Here is a 21,127-nt window from a genome sequence, read left to right as displayed (position 1 = left end):
GTTACTCCGCAAGGATGTTCAGGATTTTTTGCTGCAGTTCTTCAATGCCGACGCCGGAGATGAAAGGCATGCCGTGAACAACCGGAATGTCGCCGAAAGTTCTGTCGACCCGGGCGGTAGTGCAAATCAGATGTGCACCGTCCATATAGGTTTCGATTTCATTGACACGACACTGCACCAGGTCCAGCTCAATGTTGTGGTCTGCACACAGGTCTTTGATCTCTTCTGCGGCCATGGTAGAGGTGGCGACAGCGCCGCCACAAGCTACGATTACTTTACGTTTCATAGGGTACCCCTTTTATTATCAGTCTGTTATATAGCCTGAGCGCTGGGCTCTGACTCAAGGATAGAGTGCCGAAACAGCTCGGGCAGCTGCTCTTCTGAGGCAGCCAGTAATGCTTCAAGCGTGGTCGGGTTCTGTAGCTCACTAAATAACCGACGCAGCAGTTTTAGCTGTGCAGTCGGATTTTCAACAATCAGCGCGATGATTAACGAAACGTTAATTTCGCCGTCGTCGTCAGCGCGCTGAAAAGGGACCGGATTATCCGGGCGAATCAGATAGATAGCTGGAGACTTCGCATGCACCGCCTCACAGTGAGGGATCGCGACCGCATGCTGCTCCAGCGCAATGCCGGTTGGGAAAGTCGCTTCTCGTTCGAGCAGCGCCAGCGGATAGCTGTCATGCACGACGCCGCGTGCCAGCATCTCTTCTCCAATGTGCTCCAGCGCCTGCTGGCTGGTGCTAAAATGAATGCCGGTACGAACAAATAGTTGACTCATAAATCCTCTTTACTTCAGGCGATTTCAGATGAACAGCCGTAACGGTAAGCACGCAGCACATCCTGAATTTTGTCGAGGATGAGGTCGTGCGGTACGGCGGCGAGTTCGTTTAACGACAGTCGTTCAAACTGCACAGGCATATATTGGCTGATAAGGCCCAGCGGCAGTTTGGTTTCAGTCAGGTTTGCAATTAACTTTTCGACGCTCTGGCGAATACGTGGGTGCGGCCAGTAGTAGCGAATGCGGTCGGACAGGCTGAAGTGGATATCCACCATTGCCTGGCTCCAGGTCGGACGATAGTACTTCTTCCAGTATCCCGGTTCGTTAAGCATCACTTCATCAATGACTTCCATCACGTGGCTGCGGGATTCCGGAGCAACAAGCTCATTTTCCATTTGCGCGAGGGCGAAAATAGCTTCGCGCAGCGCGAAGGTCAGCGCCGGGCCAACTTTCAGGATGGCGTAGTGGTCTCGGACCAGCGCACGATAGGCCTGGCGGGACTGGTAGTCAGTCGAGTGCGCTTCGTAGACCATTGGCGTGCCTTCAATCCATGCGGACAGCGCTTTAGCAGCTTCCGGCTGATAATGGATAATTTGCGTATGGTCGAACTCAACGCCAGGCTGCACCACGATAGCAATGACGCGCTCCAGCGCAGCATCCAGCCCCAGCTTGCGGAAGGCGGCTTCGTGCGTTTCCAGCGTTGCCGCCGCATCCTGCGCACGGGTCACGTGGACGCTGCCGATGGTGCTGGCTTCGCCGCCCGGTACCGGGACTTCAGTGCCAATCACGTAGGTCAGGTGGCGCTTCAGCTCATCGCTTGCCGTCTCTTCTGCGGCCTGGCACAGGCGGGCGGCGCGTTCGGCGACGACGGCCGGGTCCAGCGGCACCGGGTCGTCAGCGCAGGACATCGAAGCATCGAGATGGATTTTGCTGAAGCCGGCGGCGACGTAAGCCTTAATCAGGTCGACAGATTTTTCCATCGCTTCGGCAGCGGGTCCGCCCTGCCAGCAGTTTGGGCCAAGGTGGTCGCCGCCGAGGATGATGCGTTCTGACGGAAAACCAACGTCCTGGGCGATTTTATTCACGAAATCGCGGAAGTCCGCAGGCTGCATCCCGGTGTAGCCGCCAAACTGGTTCACCTGGTTGGATGTCGCTTCGATAAGGACCTTATTGTTGGTGTTCAGATCGAAACGCAATGCCGCTTCGATAACCAACGGATGTGCGGAACAAACTGAACAGATGCCGATGTGTTCGCCAGCTTTGTGGCGGGAAATAATATCTTTCATTTCAATCCTCCGTTTTCTTTCGAATATATTCGTTATGTTTTGTTTTGCTCGCAAATCACTTTGTTTTGATTTGTGATCCACCTCGAAAAAAAGAAAGATAAAACGTAATATTCCGAAAGATGCAGATAAAAAAACGCTCTGGCGATGACGGCAGAGCGTTTTTAATTCATTGAAATTTAACTAAATATACGGGATAGCCAGCTCCGTTTGGGCTTTTCTGCAGGCTGAACGACCTGCTGCGGCTGGGCGGCAATTTCGCCTAATCCGGCATTAAAGGCCGCGCCGATAGCATCCAGCGCCTGATGGGCATCTTCCCCGCTGGCCATAAAGTGCAGACGATGCCCCTGTTTTGCGCCGAGAGAAACCACACGCATCAGGTTTTTGGCATCGACAATAGCGGATCGCGTATCGAGATTTTCCACCCGAATTTGCGATTGCCACTGTTTCACCGCCTTCACCAGCACCGCGCTTGGCCGCGCATGCAAGCCATGGGGGTTGCGTAAGGTAAACGTCGCCTCTTCGTCGAACACCGGAGGGGCTTCAATTTCTTCCCCTTCAGCGGGCAAAATATTACCCGCCAGAATTTCCAGCACCGCCTGCGGGTTTTCGGCGCGCGATAGCGCTTCAGGCACGCGATCGTCGCTCAGGGCATGGGTGAGTTGGCGCAGAATATCGAGGTGCTCGTTATCCTGAGCTGCGATACCCACAATCAGATAAGCCGTTTGTTCTTCACCCCAGTCCACCCCCTGCGGGCAGGCCAGCACTTTCACTCCGGTTTGTAGCACGGCGTCACGACTCTGCGGTGTGCCGTGGGGAATGGCGATACCGTTGCCGAGGTAGGTGCTGATTTGCCCTTCGCGCTCGCGCATGCCGTTCAGATAAGCGGGCGTGGTATGACCGGCCTCGGTTAAGCTCCCAACGACGCGTTGCAGCGCTTCATCTTTCGTTTTGACCTCGCGGTCGAAATGGATATCTGCACAAGTCAGTTGCATAAAAAGCTCCTTATTTAATGGCACCGGCAAGCGCCGTCGCTTCCTGGGTGCGTTTCTGCCAAAGCCTCCAGCATCCCAGCATGACCGCGCCGCAGGCGGAACCGGCGAGAATACACAGTACCCACATCAGGGGTTTACTCACCAGCGGCAGGATCAGGAAGCCGCCGTGCGGAGCAGGGACCTGAATATGCAAGCTATAGCTGAGAACTGCAGAGATAGATGAGGCGATCATCATCATTGGGATGACACGTAAAGGGTCTTTGGCGGCGAAGGGAATAGCGCCTTCGGTAATGTGGGTGCAGCCGAGGATATAGTTGACCATCCCGGCGGCGCGCTCTTCTTCGCTAAAGCCTTTCGGGAAGAAGGTTGTCGCCAGAGCGATAACTAGCGGCGGCGTGATACAGGCGGCGGAAACCCCGGCCATAAAGAAGTAGTTGCCCTGGCCAAGCAGCAGCGTCCCGGTGACGTAGGCCGCTTTATTTACCGGACCGCCAAAGTCGAAGGAACACATCGCGCCGACCACAATACCCAGCAGAATCGGGTTTGCTTCCTGTAATGAGCTCAGCCAGTTCATCATCGCGTTATTGATAGCGGCGACAGGTTGCCCCAGCAGCACCATCATCACGCCAATCACCAGCACGCCGACCAGCGGCATAATAAAGATCGACTTCAGCCCCTCATACTGGCGCGGCAGGCCGTTGAGCATATTGCGGATGAGTAGCATAAAGTAACCGGCGGCGAAACCAGCGATGATCCCGCCGAGAAAGCCCGCACCGGTCGCGTTGGCCAGCAGTCCGCCAACGAAGCCAGCCACCATCCCGGGACGTCCGGAAATAGACCAGGCGATATACGCGGTGAAAATTGGCACCATGATCGAGAAGGCCTGCTGGCCTACTTTCATCAGCGTGGCGGCGATAATGTTATATTGCGGCGAATTCGGGTCTGCGGAGTAGATGCCCCACAGGAAGGAGATAGCAATCAGGATCCCCCCGGCGACAACAAACGGCAGCATGTTAGAAACGCCGCTCATCAGGTGCTTATAAACCTGGCGACCGAATGATTCCTGCTCGTATTTCTCCGTTGATTCTTGTGTGGAGGAAATACCCTGACGACGCGTCGCCTGGCCGCTGATAACTTTATTAATTAAATCGGCAGGATGATGAATGGCTTCTTTAACCGGAACTTCAATGACGGGTAGTCCGTTAAATCTCTCGGCATTAACATCTTTATCAGCGGCAATAATAACGCCATAAATATCTTTTAGATCTTCTGGCGTAATGACATTTTCAACGCCGGAAGCGCCGTTGGTTTCGACTTTAATTTCGACATTTAATTTCTTTGCTGCAGTTTTTAAGGCTTCTTCAGCCATAAAAGTATGCGCAATACCGGTAGGGCAGCCGGTAACTGCAATAATTTTTTTCATAATCGGACCTTTATAATTGGACGACTTGAATCTGCTGTAATAATTCTTCTGTGCGTTGTAATTTTCCTAATCCGGCGGAACCAGCAACGTCAGCGCCGGTGGCGCTGGCTAATGCCAGAGCGTGAGTGACGTCTTCTTCATTAAGCCATTTACTAAGAAAAGCGCCTAGTGCGGCATCACCGGCACAGGCGGAGCTGACCAGGTCTATTTTGGGTGCGGAGCAGAACCAAACGCTTTCACCATCAGAAAAGTAGAGACCTTCGGCGCCCATCGTTAACAGCACGTTGCGAGCGCCGAGCTGGTGCAGCGTATGCATTGCCTCCCGCACCTGCTGGTGGTTACTGACATCGAGACTGAAGATTTCCCGCAGCTCGTCATCGTTAGGCTTGATCAGCAACGGCCGTAATTCCAGCAACTGGCGCAGGACCGGATGGCTGATATCGAGAATAATTTCGCAGCCTTTCTGCTGGCATAATTCAATAATCTCGCCATAAAACCGGCTTTCAATTCCCGGAGGCAGGCTGCCGCTAATGACTAAATAATCCCCAGCACAAACGCATTCCAGGTGATGAATAACCTGCTGCTTACAATCATCATCAATTTTTGCCCCGGGATTCACCAGCTTATATTCATCGGTGCCATCATTAATGAAAATATTAATTCTGGTTGGCTCAGAGACCCATGCTGGCGTGACTTTAATTTTCTGCTGACGTAACTCTTCCACAATATAACGGCCAGTGAAACCACCGAAAATGCCCATAACGTGAGTGGGTTGCTGATAGTGATTTAATATCAGCGAAACGTTAACTCCCTTACCGTTTGGGCAATATTCTGTATGCCGGGTTCGGTTCACCGCCGAAGGCTTCAGCGGATCGCAAAAGATATTCATATCGATCGCAGTGTTGAGTGTCAGGGTATGGATCACGACATTGCTCCTTCGATCCGGAAATTACAGTTGCCCTTCACAGCCGCAAACGTGAATAACTTTGCGTACCACATCTTTCATCGCTGCTTTTGCAGGTTTCATGTAATGGCGCGGATCGTTAGCGTCTGGATTTTCATCGAAGTACTGTTTCAGAGCGTCGGAGAAGGCGATTTTCAACTCAGTGGCGACGTTGACTTTGCATACGCCCAGAGAAATTGCCCGGCGGATGTCACTATCTGGAAGACCTGATGCGCCATGCAGTACCAGCGGCACGTCAACGCGATCGCGAATGGCGGCGAGACGGTCAAAATCAAGCTTCGGTTCCGCGGCATACATGCCGTGCGCCGTACCAATGGCTACAGCCAGCGAGTCGATGCCGGTGCGAGTGACAAATTCGCGAGCCTGCTCCGGGTTGGTATACAGCGCATCTTTTGCATCGACAACCAGATCGTCTTCCACACCGCCAAGACGACCCAGTTCGGCTTCAACGCTGGCATCATAACGATGGCTCAGTTCAACCACGCTCTTGACTAATGCGACGTTTTCTTCAAAAGGAGAGTGCGAACCGTCAATCATGACCGAACGGATACCGGCCTGTACCTTACGCGTGATATCGGTCAGGTCTTCATGGTGATCGAGGTGTACCGCTAGCGGGAGATCCCAAATCTTAGCCAGATCGCGAGCGATCGCCACCACGTTACCGGTTCCTGCATAGCTGTAAGTTCCCGGGGTACCTGCAAGGATCAGCGGAGAGCGCAGTTCGGCTGCAGTTTCTACTACGACCTGCATCGTTTCCAGATTGTGGATATTAAAGGCAGGAACGGCGTAACCGAGACGCTGGGCTTTCAACAGCATATTTTTACTAGAGATAATGTACATTCGTACTCCTAATTTTTAAATCGTAAGTTTATATTGGTCTTAACCCTTCATTTTGAAAGTAATGTAACGATCGTCTTCCACTCATGTTGTGATCCATCGCACACAAACGCTATTTTATTTTAAAAGTGAAAGTTAATCGTTGTTGTATGGTTTCTTTTTTAAAGGTATTTTATGAACTAAACCTAACGTTAATCGTATGAATCTATTGTTTTTAGTGAATTTTATGCTTTTTGTCAGTGGCATGAAGTTTGACAATGTGGCGGGGAAATTTAAAAATGAAAGTTATTCTGGGAGATAATAAGAAGGCGCAATACCGTGGCAAAACCGTCAACCAGCCTGCTAAAAAGGCGCTTGGACATCGCGGAGATCGTACGCAAAAACGGGGAGATTAAAGTCGATGATTTGGCTGAAATGCTTGCCGTTTCCGGAGTGACGATTCGCAATGACCTGAATTACCTGGAGCAGCAGGGCTATCTTAAGCGCTCTTTTGGTGGTGCAATTTACACCGCCCAGTCGGGGACCCCGGTGGCATTGGTTCGGGAGTCTTCGGTTGCGATAGACAAAGCGCTGGAAACCGAAATGGCTCGCCAGGTCGCAGCGCAAATAGAGAATAGTGAAACGTTATTTTTGGGACAGGGCTCGATTTTGCGTAAAGTGATCCCTTTCCTTGCTGGTTACGATGAGCTTTGTCTGCTACTTAACGATCTGTCGCATGTCCCGCTAGCTCAAGAATTCCTTAATGGTGAAACCGTATTACTCGGCGGTGTGCTGGGAAATAACGGAAAAATTGTTGAGGGTGATTTGGCGCTTAACGCTCTGGGACATTATCGCCCTTCGCGAGCGCTTATCGCTGTTGATCAGATTGCCGAGGATGGCATCTTAAGCGTCAGGCAAGAGGCCTGCGCCCGACTGTTGAATGAGGCGATTACCCAAAGTGATCGAGTGATTGCAGTAATCGCTAATCGCCCGGTATACGGCGACAAGCGGTATGAGATTGGTCATTTGCAGCAGATGAGTTGCGTGGTGACGCCGCAGGTTGTTGCTGCGGAATATCATGCCCGTCTACTCGCCGCGGGGCTGACTAACAGCTATACCAATAATGAGTGCCTGACATGGCTCAACCCTGCTTTGCAAAAAGCAAAGTAAAGGAGCGATGATGAAAGTGACCATTTGCACCATCGGCGAACTACTGGTGGAGTTTCTGGCAAAAGAAGAGAACCAGGGTTTTTCTCGTCCGGGAGAGTTTTGGGGGCCATATCCCAGCGGTGCACCGGCAATTTTTGCCGATCAGGTGGCAAAGTTGGGTTTTGGTTCGGTGCTTTTTAGCTGCGTCGGCAATGATGCATTTGGCGAAATGAATATCGCGCGACTGGATGCCGATGGCGTTAATGTCAACGGTATCGCCATACTGCAAAAAGCGACTACTGGCAGTGCTTTTGTAAGCTATCGGAGTCAGGCACAGCGCGATTTTATTTTTAATATGCCGAACAGTGCCTGCGGTCTGTTGACTGCCGATCATATTGACGAAAGCCTGCTTAATCAGTGCAATCATTTTCACATTATGGGTTCCTCGCTGTTTTCGTTTCGCATGATCGATGCGATGCGTAAGGCGATTGAAAATATCAAAGCGCGCAACGGCACGGTTTCGTTCGATCCGAATATTCGTAAAGAGATGCTCAATATTCCTGAAATGTTGCAGGCCTTTGAATATATTCTCGATTACACGGATATTTTCCTGCCAAGCGATGGTGAGTTGAATTACTTTGGCCTTAATCCGGGGCGTGATGAGCAAGTGCTGGTTGATAAGTTGCTCAAACGTGGTGTTAAGCATGTTGTCATTAAACGTGGGCCTCGGGGAGCCAGCTATTTCAGTGCTCAGGAAACACATCATGTTACCGGTTTTAATGTGCCAGTCGTGGATCCTACGGGAGCGGGTGACTGTTTCGGTGCAACCTTTGTCAGTCTGTTTCTGTCAGGCGCATCGCCGCAGGAAGCGTTGAGATGGGCTAATGCCAGCGGTTCTCTGGCGATTACCCAGCGTGGGCCGATGGAAGGGACTTCGACGAAGGCGCAGATAGAGGCGTTTCTTAACGAACAGAGATGAGAATGAGTTATCCCGCTCGAGGCAATAACGAGCGGGATAAATGATGTTAACGGATCACGTCACCGGCGCTGGGTTAAACACCGCCAGCTGATTATGTAATCCCCACTGATCCGAGAAGGTTTTCTTGCGGCCGCTGGCGACATCAAGAATAAACTCGAACAGCTTCAGCCCCACCTCTTCGATGGTCTCTTCACCGGTCGCAATCGTTCCGGCGTTGATATCCATTAAGTCAAACCAGCGGTTCGCCAGCTCGGTACGCGTCGCCATCTTAATGACCGGCACCGCTACCAGGCCATACGGCGTCCCGCGACCGGTGGTAAACACCTGCACGGTGATCCCAGAGGCCACCTGCTGGGTACCGCAGACAAAATCACTGGCTGGCGTTGCGGCGTAAATCAGGCCGCGTTTGGTTGGACGCTGTCCCGGGGAAAGTACTTCGGCAATCGCGCTCTTACCGGATTTAGCGATAGAACCGAGCGCCTTTTCCACCACGTTTGCCAGGCCGCCTTTCTTGTTGCCTGGGGAAGGGTTGGCGCTGCGGTCGGTTTTGCCCATATCGAGATAGTTATCGTACCAGGCCATCTCTTCCAGCAGACGTTTACCTACTTCTTCGTTGATGGCGCGTGGCGTCAGCAGATGGATGGCATCACGCACTTCAGTCACTTCGGAGAACATCACGGTTGCGCCACAGCGCACCAGCAGGTCGGATGCATAGCCCACTGCCGGGTTGGCGGTCACGCCAGAAAACGCATCGCTGCCGCCGCACTGCATACCGACAACCAGCTCGGAGGCCGGGCAGGTTTCACGTTGGCGCTGGTTCAGTTTCTCCAGATGACGCTCGGCAACTTGCAGAATATCGTCGACCATCGATTTAAAACCGACGTGCTTTTCGTCTTGCAGGCTAACGATACTGGCGCTATCCACCGGGATGCTTTTCACATCGTCGGTACCTTCCAGCAGACGCTCTGGCTGAAGTTTTTCACAGCCGAGGCCAATTACCATCACTTCGCCGCCGAAATTCGGGTTAAGCGCAAGGTTGTGAATGGTACGGATAGGCACGACCGCCGCCGGGGCGTTAATCGCCACGCCGCAGCCGTAAAGGTGGTTCAGGCCGACTACGCCATCAACGTTGGGATATTTCGGCAGCAGATCGCGTTCGATAATTTTAACCACGTAATCTACAACGCCCGCCACGCAGTGCACGCTGGTGCTAATGCCGAGCAGATTTTTGCTCCCCACGCTACCGTCCGCGTTGCGATACCCTTCGAAGGTGTAGCCTTCCAGCGGCGGCAGCGGCTCGGGAACTTTGGTCGCCAGCGGCAGGGTGTTGAGCGGTGGCGCTTCCGGCAGTTCGACCAGCGATTCATCAATCCAGCTACCCTGCGCGATATCACGTACCGCGTAGCCAATCACTTCGCCATAGCGGATGATTTCACCGTGTGCGGGAATATCGACCAACGCGACCTTGTGGCCTTGCGGGATATGTTCAACGAGCGTGAGTCCATCAGGGAAACGCGTTCCGGCCGTTAAACCTCGATCGTTAACAATAATCGCCACATTATCCGTTTCGTGTACTTTTATATAAAACGCCGTCGGCGATTCTTGTCTAATTTCAATGTCAGCCATTGTCCAGTATTCTCCAGCAAGGTGCGAATAATAAAATAAAACGGTTATTCAATTTCTGATGCTCAGATTTGTGGAATTAAGAATGTCAGGTGTTTAGATTTAAAAATGTGATCTAAATCACTCATTTTTGCGAGAGGGAGTCAGGTATAGAAGGAAATCACTGGAACTGTGCATCAGCGCCCACTGATTATTGCATTTGCACAATTATAATGGTTTTTGTTATCTCTTTGTGGGGTTTATGCACAGTGATCAAATACCGTGAGCTGATTATACTGAGTCATGCTTGCAATGCGTCGGATAAGTAAATCGACAGTATCTAAGATCGATTTATAAATAACTAAAATCACACCAGTAATAAATGATGGAAGGTGTGTCGTACCTGAGGAATATAAAATGAGTGTGGATGCAACAATAGAGCAGAAAAAGGGTATGCCAACCCGATATTTAATTCTGTTGATAATATTTATTGTTACTGCCGTTAACTATGCAGACCGCGCGACGCTATCTATTGCCGGTACCGAAGTGGCGAAAGAGTTGCAGCTGAGTGCAATCTCAATGGGTTATATTTTCTCCGCTTTCGGTTGGGCCTATTTGCTGATGCAAATTCCTGGCGGCTGGCTGCTGGACAAATTTGGCTCGAAGAAAGTCTACACCTACAGCCTGTTCTTCTGGTCGCTGTTTACCTTCCTGCAAGGCTTTGTAGATGTATTCCCGCTGGCCTGGGCGGGTATCTCAATGTTTATCATGCGTTTTATGCTGGGCTTCTCGGAAGCACCTTCTTTCCCGGCAAACGCCCGTATCGTTGCTGCCTGGTTCCCGACCAAAGAGCGCGGTACCGCATCCGCTATCTTTAACTCCGCGCAATATTTTTCTCTGGCGCTGTTCTCTCCGTTGCTGGGCTGGCTGACTTTTGCCTGGGGCTGGGAACATGTGTTTACCGTCATGGGTGTGATTGGCTTTGTCCTGACCGGTCTGTGGGTTAAGTTCGTTCACAACCCAACCGACCATCCGCGGATGACCAAAGAAGAGCTGAAGTTTATCTCTGAGAACGGCGCAGTTGTCGATATGGATCATAAAAAGCCGGGTAGTGCAGCGGCCAGCGGTCCTAAACTTCACTATATCAAGCAGCTGTTGACCAACCGCATGATGCTGGGCGTGTTCTTCGGCCAATATTTTATCAACACCATCACCTGGTTCTTCCTCACCTGGTTCCCGATTTATCTGGTACAGGAAAAGGGGATGTCGATTCTGAAAGTGGGTCTGGTGGCATCTATTCCAGCGCTGTGCGGCTTTGCCGGCGGGGTTCTGGGTGGGGTGTTCTCCGACTATCTGATTAAACGTGGTTTTTCTATCACCGTGGCGCGTAAGCTGCCGATTGTCCTCGGAATGCTGCTGGCCTCGACCATCATTCTGTGCAACTACACCGATAATACCGTGTTGGTGGTGAGCCTGATGGCACTGGCCTTCTTCGGCAAAGGATTTGGCGCACTGGGCTGGCCAGTGATTTCCGATACCGCTCCGAAAGAGATTGTTGGTCTGTGCGGTGGTGTATTTAACGTATTTGGTAACGTCGCTTCCATCGTAACTCCGCTGGTTATCGGTTACCTGGTGAGCGAGCTGCATTCATTCAACGCAGCGCTGGTCTTCGTAGGATGTTCGGCTCTGATGGCGATGGTTTGCTATCTGTTTATTGTCGGCGACATCAAACGTATGGAACTGCAGAAATAATTAACGGTTAAGTGACAAGGTATAAGCGATGAATAACGATATCTTCCCGAACAAATTTAAGGCGGCCCTGGCGGCGCATCAAGTTCAGATCGGCTGCTGGTCCGCGCTGGCAAGCCCTATCAGCACTGAAGTTTTAGGTTTGGCTGGCTTTGACTGGCTGGTGCTGGACGGCGAACATGCGCCGAACGATATCTCAACCTTTATCCCACAGCTGATGGCGCTGAAAGGCAGCACTAGTGCGCCAGTTGTGCGCGTACCGACCAATGAGCCGGTGGTTATTAAGCGCCTGTTGGACATTGGTTTCTATAACTTCCTGATTCCGTTTGTAGAGACGGAAGAAGAAGCAGTCAATGCCGTAGCTTCTACGCGTTATCCGCCAGAAGGCATTCGCGGCGTCTCCGTATCACACCGCGCCAATATGTTTGGCACCGTGCCGGATTACTTCGCGCAGTCGAACAAAAACATCACCATCCTGGTGCAGATCGAAAGTCAGCAAGGCGTGGATAACGTCGATGCGATCGCCGCAACCCCAGGCGTCGACGGTATTTTTGTCGGCCCAAGCGATTTGGCCGCCGCGTTAGGCCATCTGGGCAATGCTTCCCACCCGGAAGTACAAAAAGCTATCCAGCACATCTTTGCGGTCGCGAAAAAGAACGGTAAGCCAAGCGGCATTCTGGCGCCGGTTGAAGCGGATGCGCGTCGTTATCTGGAATGGGGCGCAACCTTTGTCGCCGTCGGCAGCGACCTGGGCGTATTCCGTTCGGGCACGCAGAAATTAGCTGATTCCTTTAAGAAATAACCACCACCGAAACTAGAGAGATAAAGACATGACAATGAAAGTTGGTTTTATTGGCCTTGGTATCATGGGTAAACCAATGAGTAAAAACCTCCTCAAGGCAGGTTACTCGTTGGTGGTTGCTGACCGTAACCCGGATGCGATTGCAGAAGTGATTGCCGCAGGCGCGGAAACCGCCACATCGGCGAAAGCCATTGCTGAACAGTGTGACGTGATCATCACCATGCTGCCGAACTCTCCGCATGTGAAAGAGGTGGCGTTGGGCGAAGGCGGCATCATTGAAGGCGCGAAGCCGGGTACCGTTCTGATCGATATGAGCTCCATCGCACCTCTGGCAAGCCGCGAAATCAGCGAAGCGCTGAAAGTGAAAGGCGTGGATATGCTGGATGCGCCGGTCAGCGGCGGCGAACCGAAGGCCATCGACGGCACCTTGTCGGTGATGGTTGGCGGCGATAAAGCGATTTTTGACAAATATTACGATCTGCTGAAAGCGATGGCCGGCTCCGTAGTACATACCGGTGATATCGGCGCAGGTAACGTAACCAAACTGGCTAACCAGGTCATTGTGGCGCTGAACATTGCCGCGATGTCTGAAGCGCTGACTCTGGCGACCAAAGCGGGCGTGAACCCGGATCTGGTTTATCAGGCTATCCGTGGTGGACTGGCCGGTAGCACCGTACTGGATGCGAAAGCGCCAATGGTGATGGACCGTAACTTCAAGCCGGGCTTCCGTATCGATCTGCATATCAAAGATCTGGCGAACGCGCTGGATACCTCTCACGGCGTCGGCGCACAGCTGCCGCTGACCGCTGCGGTGATGGAGATGATGCAGGCGCTGCGTGCCGACGGTCTGGGTACTGCCGACCATAGCGCTATCGCATGCTACTACGAAAAACTGGCGAAAGTGGAAGTCACTCGCTAACAAGAAGGGCGCGGATACGCGCCCTGTAATTCTTGCCTTGCGCGGCACTGTCAGGCTACATAACTATGAAAATCGTAATCGCCCCAGACTCTTATAAAGAAAGCCTCTCGGCCACTGAGGTGGCACAGGCTATAGAAAAAGGTTTTCGGGAAATTTTCCCCGATGCGCTCTACGTGAAGGTTCCTCTCGCCGATGGCGGAGAAGGTACCGTTGAGGCGATGATTGCCGCGACGCAGGGAACCGAGATGAGTGCCTGTGTGACGGGGCCGCTGGGTGTTCCGGTTGATGCCTGCTGGGGACTTTCCGGCGATGGCAAAACCGCGTTTATCGAAATGGCGGCGGCCAGTGGACTAGGGCTGGTACCTCCCGCCCAGCGCAATCCGTTATTAACCACCTCGCGCGGTACCGGCGAGCTGATTTTGCAGGCGCTGGAAAGCGGGGCGAAAAATATCATTATTGGTATCGGCGGCAGCGCCACCAATGATGGCGGCGCGGGGATGGTACAGGCGCTGGGCGCACGTCTTTGCGACGCGAATGGTGCTGAGATCGGCAACGGTGGCGGTAGCCTGTGTAGCCTGAATTCGATTGATATCTCTGGTCTTGATGCGCGATTGCGCGATTGTGTTATCCGCGTGGCTTGCGACGTGACCAACCCGCTGATCGGCGATACTGGCGCTTCACGGATTTTTGGCCCGCAAAAAGGGGCCACCGAAGCCATGATCCGCACGCTGGATAGCAATCTTGAGCATTACGCCGATATTATTCTGGCCGACCTGCATGTTGATGTTAAGCAGGTTGCTGGTGCGGGAGCGGCAGGCGGCATGGGCGCAGCGTTGATGGCGTTTCTCAATGCTGAATTGCGCAGCGGAATCGAAATTGTAACCCAGGCGCTGAATCTGGAAGAGCATATCCTCGATTGCTCGCTGGTGGTAACCGGTGAAGGTCGGCTGGATAGCCAGAGCATTAACGGTAAAGTGCCGGTTGGCGTGGCCAGCGTGGCGAAAAAGTATCATAAGCCGGTGATCGGTATTGCCGGTAGCTTGACCCGTGATGTGGGCGTAGTTCATCAGTATGGTATTGATGCGGTGTTTAGCGTACTGACCAGCGTGACCACTCTGGAAGAGGCGTTTCGCGGCGCAGCAGACAATATTTATCATGCGTCGCGGAATATTGCGGCGACATTGCAGGTCGGGATGGCGACGGAAGGATGACAACCGGCGGCAAACCCTCTATACTTCGCGCCGAAGCTGACCAGACAGTCGCCGCTTCGTCGTCGTCCTCTTCGGGGGAGACGGGCGGAGGGGAGGAAAGTCCGGGCTCCATAGGGCAGGGTGCCAGGTAACGCCTGGGAGGCGCAAGCCTACGACCAGTGCAACAGAGAGCAAACCGCCGATGGCCCACGCAAGTGGGATCAGGTAAGGGTGAAAGGGTGCGGTAAGAGCGCACCGCGCGGCTGGTAACAGTTCGTGGCACGGTAAACTCCACCCGGAGCAAGGCCAAATAGGGGTTCACAAGGTACGGCCCGTACTGAACCCGGGTAGGCTGCTTGAGCCAGTGAGCGATTGCTGGCCTAGATGAATGACTGTCCACGACAGAACCCGGCTTAACGGTCAGCTTCCTCATTCAACAAAACCCCGTCAGAAATGGCGGGGTTTTTGCTTTCTGGCGCAGGTGGATCAAAAGGGCAGATGAATGACTGTCCACGACGCTATACCGATAAAGAAAGCGGCTTAACGGTCAGCTTCAACTTTTCAGAAAACCCTCGTCAGAAATGGCGGGGGTTTTGCTTTCTGGCGCAGGTGGAATTGCCCGATGGTTTTGTAGGTCAGGTAAGGCGCCAGCCGCCACCTGACAAGAATGCGGGCACAATGCGCAAGGCAGGTTTGTCATTAACACCAACCCTCTCTCATAAGGTCAGGTATTTTATATTCGCTCAATTAATTATTTAATTTAATACATTTCTATTAATTATATTTCCTGATCTTTAACTACATCTATACGTACTATTTCTTACATTTCCACATCTGCTTCTGAAAAATAATAAGCCGCCCTTTCTGGCAATTACCCTTCAGGATAAAACAATGAAATTAATGACCCGTATCGTGTTCACCGCTGTTCTGGCTAGCGGATTCTCTATGGCGGCTCAGGCTGCTGATGTTAAGGCTGCACCAGCCCCAGCACAGGATCCGATTGTTCAACATTTAAAGCTGACCAACGATCAGGTAACGAAAATTAAGAGTCTGCACCAGCAATTGGAAAAAAATGTTCAGCAGATTTCCCAGAAAGATATTAAAGACGGCGTACTGTTTGATGTGATCGATTCCGGCAAATGGAATGAAAAAGCGGTTAAAGATCAGTTGGCGGCATTTAGCAAAGTAGAACAGCAGGTTCGCTACTATCGTGTGAAATACTATTTTGGTGTGAACCAGGTATTAACGCCAGAGCAGCGCAAGCAGGTGCAAAAAGATTTAGCCCAGGAACTGAGCGAGTAAATCAATCGGCCCCGTTCCGGGGCCGATGTTTTTACGTCAGGCGAGGCTCTCTTCGTCCTGAATCCGTATCTCCGCTTCCGCGACGATAGCTTCCAGTTCACTTAACATCTCTTCATAGCCAAAACTGACTGCGACCATAACTTCCGGTTGCGGCTGTTGCACTAATATCGCTGCTTTTTTTGCTTTCTTCTTGCTCACAGGCAAACTCCCTTACTGCCGTTGTTACACAGGTAAATCTATCAGCAAAGCGCGTAACGGCGTATCGGCGACGAGGGTAATGTTAGCTTCGTCACGAATAAACGCGCCGTCACCGCAGGTCAGGGCCTGTTTTTCTTCTTCTTGTACAAGAGCATGCACCGTCCCGTGAATCGACTGCAGATAGGCGCGTGGGCCGTGAAGCTGGACGCTGAGCTGCTCGCCTTTTGCCAGTTCGATATGGTGAATCCATACCTGCTGGCGCAACTGGAGACTATTTTGGCTTCCGTCCGGCGAGGCCAGCAGCTGTTGCGGCCCGGCGGCGATCGCTATTTTCTGGACTAGTGGATTTTCATGCTGCGGACAAGCATCCAGCCACAGCTGCATTCGCGTCAACGAACCCTCTTTACTCAGGTTGTGCTCGCTATAGCTGACGCCGGGTTGAGTCGAAATCAGCAGTGCCTCTCCCGCTTTCGCCTGGATATGGTTGCCGTCACTGTCGCGGTACTCCGCTTCCCCTTCCAGTATCAGGTTCAGAATATCGACCTTCGGGTAGGTACGCGGCTGGAACGAGGCGCCGGGCGCCAGCACTTCCTGGTTGAGCACGCGCAGAGACGCGTAGCCTAGCAGTTTCGGGTCGAAGTAGTGGCCAAAGGAAAAGGTGTAGCGGGCCTGCAGCCAGCCGAAGTCAGCTTGACCGCATTGTTTGGCTGTTCGGGTAGTAATCATTTTCTTGACCTCTCTTTACACTAAATCAATGGTAAAGGGATGGACGCTGTATTGTTAGCCAGATATTCTGCCCGGTATGTTCAAATTTCCTGAATGAGAGAATGATGGCCAAAGAGAGAGCACTAACGCTGGAAGCGTTGCGCGTTATGGATGCGATTGACCGACGCGGAAGCTTTGCCGCTGCGGCTGATGAACTCGGTCGTGTTCCTTCGGCACTGAGCTATACCATGCAAAAGCTGGAGGAGGAGCTTGATGTCGTGCTGTTTGACCGCTCAGGACATCGAACAAAATTCACCAACGTTGGGCGAATGCTGCTGGAGCGTGGACGGGTTCTGCTGGAAGCGGCGGATAAGTTGACGACCGACGCTGAAGCCCTGTCGCGCGGTTGGGAAACGCATCTGACTCTTGTTACCGAAGCGCTGGTGCCAACCACCAATCTATTCCCGCTGATTGAAAAGCTGGCGACCAAATCTAATACTCAGCTGTCGATCATTACTGAAGTGCTGGCCGGTGCGTGGGAACGCCTCGAGCAGGGGCGGGCGGATATTGTCGTTGCGCCGGATATGCATTTTCGCTCATCGTCAGAAATTAATTCCCGCAAGCTTTACTCGGTGACAAGCGTCTACGTTGCCGCGCCGGATCATCCGATTCATCAAGAGCCAGAGCCGCTTTCTGAAGTTACGCGCGTGAAGTATCGCGGCGTAGCGGTGGCCGATACCGCTCGCGAACGCCCGGTATTGACGGTGCAGCTGCTCGACAAACAGCCGCGATTAACCGTCAGTACGATTGAAGATAAACGTCAGGCGCTATTGGCAGGACTGGGCGTGGCGACAATGCCTTATCCGCTCGTTGAGCAGGATATTGCCGAAGGTCGTTTACGGGTGGTCAGCCCGGAATACAGTAATGAAGTTGATATCATTATGGCCTGGCGCCGCGATAGCATGGGTGAAGCGAAGTCATGGTGTCTGCGCGAGATCCCGAAGCTGTTTATGAATAGATAGAGCAACGTGCGCCCCTTTTTGGCAAGGGGCGCATTGCTTAGTATGAGGTTGGTTTTGGGTCCGGCCCGAAGCGGTTATTGCCGGGAGTACCGTTCTGGCAATTAAAGATAATGATCACCAGCCAGCCGATAACAGGAATCAGCAGTAATAACAGCCACCATGCTGAACGGTCGGTGTCGTGCAAACGACGAAACTGCACCGCCCACCACGGTAAAAATACCAGTATGGCATAGATAGTTGTCAGGATGCCTTCTCCTCCCGCGCGCTGCCAACCGAGCATCTTATCAATGATGCTGAGTACGCCAGTCAGGATGATGTTGACCAGAATAAACATCCAGTACTCTTTGCGCCGGGCACGGCCGCCAAATCCAAGATAGTTTTGTAATACTTTAAGATACCAGTCCATTTCTACGCCTCAATTAACCGTCAATCACTTGTTTTTAAAGCGATCGAAATAAGAATAGACGCGAATGAAATGTTGGCAAATATTTGTCGAGTGAATTATTGGGCGCTGTAAATAGCGCCCAATATCTTAGCGGAAGCGAAGATCGCGGCCGTGCGGCTCGCTGAGATCTTGCTGTGGCCCAATGGAGATAATCCCGGTTGGGTTGATCGTTTTATGGCTACGGTAGTAGTGGTTGCGAATATGGGCAAAATCTACCGTTTCGGCAATGCCTGGCATCTGGTAGATATCGCGCAGGAAGCCATAAAGATTGAGATAATCGCTGATGCGGTGTTTATCGCATTTAAAATGGGTCACATACACCGGGTCGAAGCGAACCAGTGTAGTCCACAGGCGAATATCTGCCTCGGTTAACTGGTTACCCGTCAGGAAGCGGTGCTGTCCCAGGATTTGCTCAAGGCGCTCCAGCGAGGTAAATACCGCATCGACCGCTTCGTCGTAGGCCTGCTGGCTGGTGGCGAATCCGGCTTTATAAACGCCGTTGTTGACGTTGTCGTAGATCCAGCCGTTCAGCTCATCAATTTGTTCACGCAGCTCAGGTGGATAGTAATCTCCGGCACGAGCACCGAGCCCATCGAAAGCGGAGTTGAACATGCGGATGATTTCAGCCGACTCGTTACTGACGATGGTGTGCTGTTTTTTATCCCACAACACCGGCACCGTAACGCGCCCGCTGTATTGCGGATCGGCATGCAGGTAAAGCTGATAAAGAAATTCGTGCTGATAGAGGGTATCGCCAGTGGCCGCTGGAAAGCTATCGTCGAACGTCCAGCCGTTCTCGAACATTAAAGGGTTGACCACTGAGACGGAAATAAACGGCTCTAACCCTTTCAGCTTGCGCAGAATTAAGGTGCGATGTGCCCATGGACAGGCAAGAGAAACGTACAGATGATAGCGGTCTTTTTCCGCCGGAAACCCGGGTTCACCACCCGGTCCTGGTGCGCCGTCGGCGGTTAGCCAGTTGCGAAAGGCAGAAACAGAACGCTTGAACCGCCCTCCGGTGGATTGGGTGTCGTACCAGGTATCGTGCCAGACGCCGTCAATTAATTGTCCCATCATTTCCTCCCTCAGATAGCAAAAGCGAGGAGATGTCCCCTCGCTTTTTTTAATCAGTATAGTGCGCTTACCACTTTTTATTCAGCACGCGGTCGATACTGAATGCGCCCGGACCGGTGATACCCAGCAGCAGGAAGCCGCCAGCGATGGTCAGGTTTTTCATGAACATCAGCGAGTTCACGCCTTCAGCAAAGTTGCTGTGGAACAGGAACGCGGTCAGTACGGTGAAGCCTGCGGTGAACAGCGCGGTAGTGCGAGTCAGGAAACCGAACAGGATTGCCAGACCGCCGCCAAATTCAAGCAGAATAACCAGCGGCAGCATAAACCCAGGGACGCCCATCGCTTCCATATATTGTTGGGTACCCGCATAACCAGTGATTTTTCCCCAACCTGCGGTGATAAACAGAATTGGCATCAGAATGCGTGCTACCAGTACCCCAACATCTTCTAATTTTTTCATTTCTTACTCCATAAAACCCAAAGGGCGGCGATTTTGTTTTTTGGTGCAATCCTGCGTATGACGCGGGGTTGCTGTCGATGGAGTGAATATTAGCGAGGCTGTGACGTAATTGTTAGCAAGGAAAACTGTAGATCTACTTCAAAGATTCTGAGTAACCATTGATAAAGCAAATGAATAGAAGGGCCGGCTGAGCGGTCTGGAGATGGTGTTCGGTGGGGGACGTTAAATAAGAAGAGGCACAGATGTGCCTCAGCGTGTTGATTGCTGACGCAGGAGGCTACGCACCATGCGCCAGGTGCTCCAGAGACCAAAGCTGCGTTTTGTCCAACGGAGTAAAAAGCGCGGGTGGCGGACAGACCACACCGCGACGAGTCCACTGCCGACCATCGCCCATGAACGCAAGTTAAGTAGGGTATGCCAGCCGCGATCTATTGGCGCGGTTGCCTCCAGCCAGTCGCGACGGCTGGCGTTGAGATCCAGCCGTTGCTGTTGGATTAGACGCAGCAGACGTGCTTTTTGCCGTTCACGTTCCTGTTGGTCGCGGCTCATGGCTTATCGTCCTCCAGTAAGGACCTGTCGTTAGCCAGTTCCTGACGCGTAAGGCGCAGAAACGTCGAACGTCGGGCCTTACTAAGCGTCCAGATACCGCCAATAAGCGCCGCCAGCAGCAGGGTTACGGTGGTGGCTATCATCACGTTCAGGCGATATTGCGCATCGACGGCCCAGATAATGAGGACCAACAGGCTCATCAACCCGAATGCAGCAAATAGCAACGTCAGCCCTAGCATCAGAAACAGCTGAAAGAGATTCGCTTTCTCCTCTTCCAGCTCCACGACCACCAGGCGCAGGCGCGTTTCCACCATTTCGACCAGCAGGGTAACTATCCGCTGACCAATACCGAAAACGCTTTGCCCCGGCCCCTGCGTGTGTTGAGAGTTTGCCATAATCAGCGACGCGTCAGCAGAACACCCAGCACCAATCCGACAGCTGCGCCAATTCCGACGCCGGTCCACGGATTTTCGCGGACGTATTCATCGGCGCGAGCAGCGGTTTCGCGCGTTTGCTTCACAATGGCGTCGCTGGTTTCTCCCAAACGAACTCGGCTCTCCTTCAGCGCGCTTTCGGCTTTGCTACGCAGCTTACCAATCTCTTCTTTCGATTTATCCGTGGAGGAGTTCAGCACTTCTTCCAGGGTATCAGCCAGCGTTTTTAGTTCCGCACGCAGGTCTTCTGCAACGTTATCTTTAGCCATGTTTATCTCCTGTTAAAG

Annotated in this window: 25 protein-coding genes and 1 other RNA gene; 10 read left to right on the top strand and 16 right to left on the bottom strand. The window is 52.5% G+C overall.

Annotation, left to right across the window (positions count from 1 at the left end):
- Window position 1: 1 nt before the first annotated feature.
- The 7 genes from gatB to HV127_RS03570 form a co-directional block, all read right to left on the bottom strand.
- Entirely contained in the window at window positions 2–286 is a 285-nt protein-coding gene (gene gatB, locus HV127_RS03600; RefSeq protein ID WP_112213604.1) for a PTS galactitol transporter subunit IIB, read from the bottom strand.
- A gap of 26 nt (window positions 287–312) precedes the next feature.
- A complete protein-coding gene (gene gatA, locus HV127_RS03595) occupies window positions 313–780 on the bottom strand; it encodes a PTS galactitol transporter subunit IIA (RefSeq protein ID WP_182235037.1) in 468 nt (155 codons plus the stop codon).
- Between the two features lie 14 nt (window positions 781–794).
- Window positions 795–2,066: a tagatose-bisphosphate aldolase subunit GatZ gene (gene gatZ, locus HV127_RS03590; protein ID WP_182235036.1), complete on the bottom strand. Its 1,272-nt coding sequence runs from the start codon at window positions 2,064–2,066 to the stop codon at window positions 795–797.
- A gap of 176 nt (window positions 2,067–2,242) precedes the next feature.
- Window positions 2,243–3,058, bottom strand: coding sequence for an HPr family phosphocarrier protein (locus tag HV127_RS03585; protein ID WP_182235035.1), 816 nt, complete (start codon window positions 3,056–3,058; stop codon window positions 2,243–2,245).
- Between the two features lie 10 nt (window positions 3,059–3,068).
- A complete protein-coding gene (locus HV127_RS03580; protein ID WP_182235034.1) occupies window positions 3,069–4,481 on the bottom strand; it encodes a PTS fructose transporter subunit IIBC in 1,413 nt (470 codons plus the stop codon).
- A 10-nt stretch (window positions 4,482–4,491) separates the two neighbouring features.
- Window positions 4,492–5,406 (bottom strand): 1-phosphofructokinase, encoded by a 915-nt coding sequence (gene pfkB / locus HV127_RS03575; protein ID WP_182235033.1) that lies wholly within the window; start codon window positions 5,404–5,406, stop codon window positions 4,492–4,494.
- A gap of 24 nt (window positions 5,407–5,430) precedes the next feature.
- Window positions 5,431–6,285 carry a tagatose bisphosphate family class II aldolase gene (locus tag HV127_RS03570; RefSeq protein ID WP_112213609.1) on the bottom strand — a complete coding sequence of 285 codons (855 nt, stop codon included), beginning with the start codon at window positions 6,283–6,285 and terminating at the stop codon, window positions 5,431–5,433.
- Window positions 6,286–6,636: 351 nt separating this feature from the next.
- Between HV127_RS03570 and HV127_RS03565 the strand changes: the two genes are divergently transcribed.
- Window positions 6,637–7,431 (top strand): DeoR/GlpR family DNA-binding transcription regulator, encoded by a 795-nt coding sequence (locus HV127_RS03565; protein WP_182240553.1) that lies wholly within the window; start codon window positions 6,637–6,639, stop codon window positions 7,429–7,431.
- Window positions 7,432–7,441: 10 nt separating this feature from the next.
- The gene (locus HV127_RS03560) at window positions 7,442–8,389 is read left to right on the top strand and encodes a sugar kinase (protein WP_182240551.1); all 948 of its coding nucleotides are present in this window, start codon (window positions 7,442–7,444) and stop codon (window positions 8,387–8,389) included.
- A gap of 54 nt (window positions 8,390–8,443) precedes the next feature.
- Here HV127_RS03560 and garD read toward each other — a convergent pair whose 3' ends face one another.
- Window positions 8,444–10,015, bottom strand: coding sequence for a galactarate dehydratase (gene garD, locus HV127_RS03555; protein WP_110272925.1), 1,572 nt, complete (start codon window positions 10,013–10,015; stop codon window positions 8,444–8,446).
- Window positions 10,016–10,408: 393 nt separating this feature from the next.
- Between garD and garP the strand changes: the two genes are divergently transcribed.
- The 7 genes from garP (at window position 10,409) to HV127_RS03520 (ending at window position 15,953) form a co-directional block, all read left to right on the top strand.
- Window positions 10,409–11,743, top strand: a complete 1,335-nt coding sequence (gene garP, locus HV127_RS03550; RefSeq protein ID WP_182235032.1) for a galactarate/glucarate/glycerate transporter GarP — start codon at window positions 10,409–10,411, stop codon at window positions 11,741–11,743.
- Between the two features lie 28 nt (window positions 11,744–11,771).
- The gene (garL, locus tag HV127_RS03545; protein WP_182235031.1) at window positions 11,772–12,542 is read left to right on the top strand and encodes a 2-dehydro-3-deoxyglucarate aldolase; all 771 of its coding nucleotides are present in this window, start codon (window positions 11,772–11,774) and stop codon (window positions 12,540–12,542) included.
- A 28-nt stretch (window positions 12,543–12,570) separates the two neighbouring features.
- Window positions 12,571–13,461, top strand: a complete 891-nt coding sequence (gene garR, locus HV127_RS03540; RefSeq protein ID WP_182235030.1) for a 2-hydroxy-3-oxopropionate reductase — start codon at window positions 12,571–12,573, stop codon at window positions 13,459–13,461.
- 65 nt (window positions 13,462–13,526) lie between these two features.
- Complete coding sequence (gene garK, locus HV127_RS03535; protein WP_182235029.1) at window positions 13,527–14,672, top strand: glycerate 2-kinase; 1,146 nt, start codon at window positions 13,527–13,529, stop codon at window positions 14,670–14,672.
- 32 nt (window positions 14,673–14,704) lie between these two features.
- An RNA gene (gene rnpB, locus HV127_RS03530) (RNase P RNA component class A) lies at window positions 14,705–15,083 on the top strand.
- Window positions 15,084–15,116: 33 nt separating this feature from the next.
- Window positions 15,117–15,410, top strand: coding sequence for a hypothetical protein (locus tag HV127_RS03525; RefSeq protein WP_182235028.1), 294 nt, complete (start codon window positions 15,117–15,119; stop codon window positions 15,408–15,410).
- Between the two features lie 132 nt (window positions 15,411–15,542).
- Window positions 15,543–15,953: a Spy/CpxP family protein refolding chaperone gene (locus tag HV127_RS03520; protein ID WP_112213616.1), complete on the top strand. Its 411-nt coding sequence runs from the start codon at window positions 15,543–15,545 to the stop codon at window positions 15,951–15,953.
- Window positions 15,954–15,989: 36 nt separating this feature from the next.
- On the opposite strand, the gene HV127_RS03515 is transcribed toward HV127_RS03520, so the two are convergent.
- Both HV127_RS03515 and HV127_RS03510 read right to left on the bottom strand, forming a co-directional pair.
- Entirely contained in the window at window positions 15,990–16,151 is a 162-nt protein-coding gene (locus HV127_RS03515; RefSeq protein WP_182235027.1) for a hypothetical protein, read from the bottom strand.
- Between the two features lie 24 nt (window positions 16,152–16,175).
- Entirely contained in the window at window positions 16,176–16,877 is a 702-nt protein-coding gene (locus HV127_RS03510) for a pirin family protein (protein ID WP_182235026.1), read from the bottom strand.
- 104 nt (window positions 16,878–16,981) lie between these two features.
- Here HV127_RS03510 and HV127_RS03505 point away from each other — a divergent pair, with 104 nt between their 5' ends.
- Window positions 16,982–17,878, top strand: a complete 897-nt coding sequence (locus HV127_RS03505; RefSeq protein ID WP_110272932.1) for a LysR family transcriptional regulator — start codon at window positions 16,982–16,984, stop codon at window positions 17,876–17,878.
- Window positions 17,879–17,915: 37 nt separating this feature from the next.
- On the opposite strand, the gene HV127_RS03500 is transcribed toward HV127_RS03505, so the two are convergent.
- The 6 genes from HV127_RS03500 to HV127_RS03475 form a co-directional block, all read right to left on the bottom strand.
- On the bottom strand, window positions 17,916–18,284 hold the full coding sequence (locus HV127_RS03500; protein ID WP_112213618.1) for a DUF805 domain-containing protein: 369 nt from the start codon (window positions 18,282–18,284) through the stop codon (window positions 17,916–17,918).
- 126 nt (window positions 18,285–18,410) lie between these two features.
- Window positions 18,411–19,397 (bottom strand): glutathione S-transferase family protein, encoded by a 987-nt coding sequence (locus HV127_RS03495; protein ID WP_182240549.1) that lies wholly within the window; start codon window positions 19,395–19,397, stop codon window positions 18,411–18,413.
- Between the two features lie 67 nt (window positions 19,398–19,464).
- A complete protein-coding gene (locus tag HV127_RS03490; RefSeq protein WP_110272936.1) occupies window positions 19,465–19,857 on the bottom strand; it encodes a DoxX family protein in 393 nt (130 codons plus the stop codon).
- A gap of 249 nt (window positions 19,858–20,106) precedes the next feature.
- Window positions 20,107–20,406, bottom strand: coding sequence for a YqjK-like family protein (locus HV127_RS03485; RefSeq protein WP_182235025.1), 300 nt, complete (start codon window positions 20,404–20,406; stop codon window positions 20,107–20,109).
- Entirely contained in the window at window positions 20,403–20,801 is a 399-nt protein-coding gene (locus tag HV127_RS03480; RefSeq protein WP_112213622.1) for a phage holin family protein, read from the bottom strand. Before HV127_RS03480 ends, HV127_RS03485 begins: the two co-directional genes overlap by 4 nt.
- Before the next feature lie 2 nt (window positions 20,802–20,803).
- Complete coding sequence (locus HV127_RS03475; RefSeq protein WP_004125506.1) at window positions 20,804–21,109, bottom strand: YqjD family protein; 306 nt, start codon at window positions 21,107–21,109, stop codon at window positions 20,804–20,806.
- Window positions 21,110–21,127 lie beyond the last annotated feature (18 nt).

The sequence above is a fragment of the Klebsiella sp. RHBSTW-00215 genome (genome assembly GCF_014103785.1).
Lineage (GTDB): Bacteria > Pseudomonadota > Gammaproteobacteria > Enterobacterales > Enterobacteriaceae > Klebsiella.
This window is presented reverse-complemented; position numbering and strand designations above follow the sequence as displayed.

Bases quoted from the DNA above. Each gene is read 5' to 3' on its own strand.
- HV127_RS03490 (WP_110272936.1), bottom strand. From the start codon at position 19,857: ATGAAAAAATTAGAAGATGTTGGGGTACTGGTAGCACGCATTCTGATG.
- gatB (WP_112213604.1), bottom strand. From the start codon at position 286: ATGAAACGTAAAGTAATCGTAGCTTGTGGCGGCGCTGTCGCCACCTCT.
- HV127_RS03510 (WP_182235026.1), bottom strand. From the start codon at position 16,877: ATGATTACTACCCGAACAGCCAAACAATGCGGTCAAGCTGACTTCGGC.
- HV127_RS03485 (WP_182235025.1), bottom strand. From the start codon at position 20,406: ATGAGCCGCGACCAACAGGAACGTGAACGGCAAAAAGCACGTCTGCTG.
- HV127_RS03560 (WP_182240551.1), top strand. From the start codon at position 7,442: ATGAAAGTGACCATTTGCACCATCGGCGAACTACTGGTGGAGTTTCTG.
- garK (WP_182235029.1), top strand. From the start codon at position 13,527: ATGAAAATCGTAATCGCCCCAGACTCTTATAAAGAAAGCCTCTCGGCC.
- garL (WP_182235031.1), top strand. From the start codon at position 11,772: ATGAATAACGATATCTTCCCGAACAAATTTAAGGCGGCCCTGGCGGCG.
- garR (WP_182235030.1), top strand. From the start codon at position 12,571: ATGACAATGAAAGTTGGTTTTATTGGCCTTGGTATCATGGGTAAACCA.
- HV127_RS03500 (WP_112213618.1), bottom strand. From the start codon at position 18,284: ATGGACTGGTATCTTAAAGTATTACAAAACTATCTTGGATTTGGCGGC.
- gatZ (WP_182235036.1), bottom strand. From the start codon at position 2,066: ATGAAAGATATTATTTCCCGCCACAAAGCTGGCGAACACATCGGCATC.
- gatA (WP_182235037.1), bottom strand. From the start codon at position 780: ATGAGTCAACTATTTGTTCGTACCGGCATTCATTTTAGCACCAGCCAG.
- HV127_RS03480 (WP_112213622.1), bottom strand. From the start codon at position 20,801: ATGGCAAACTCTCAACACACGCAGGGGCCGGGGCAAAGCGTTTTCGGT.
- garD (WP_110272925.1), bottom strand. From the start codon at position 10,015: ATGGCTGACATTGAAATTAGACAAGAATCGCCGACGGCGTTTTATATA.
- HV127_RS03580 (WP_182235034.1), bottom strand. From the start codon at position 4,481: ATGAAAAAAATTATTGCAGTTACCGGCTGCCCTACCGGTATTGCGCAT.
- HV127_RS03505 (WP_110272932.1), top strand. From the start codon at position 16,982: ATGGCCAAAGAGAGAGCACTAACGCTGGAAGCGTTGCGCGTTATGGAT.
- HV127_RS03520 (WP_112213616.1), top strand. From the start codon at position 15,543: ATGAAATTAATGACCCGTATCGTGTTCACCGCTGTTCTGGCTAGCGGA.
- garP (WP_182235032.1), top strand. From the start codon at position 10,409: ATGAGTGTGGATGCAACAATAGAGCAGAAAAAGGGTATGCCAACCCGA.
- HV127_RS03585 (WP_182235035.1), bottom strand. From the start codon at position 3,058: ATGCAACTGACTTGTGCAGATATCCATTTCGACCGCGAGGTCAAAACG.
- HV127_RS03495 (WP_182240549.1), bottom strand. From the start codon at position 19,397: ATGGGACAATTAATTGACGGCGTCTGGCACGATACCTGGTACGACACC.
- HV127_RS03475 (WP_004125506.1), bottom strand. From the start codon at position 21,109: ATGGCTAAAGATAACGTTGCAGAAGACCTGCGTGCGGAACTAAAAACG.
- HV127_RS03570 (WP_112213609.1), bottom strand. From the start codon at position 6,285: ATGTACATTATCTCTAGTAAAAATATGCTGTTGAAAGCCCAGCGTCTC.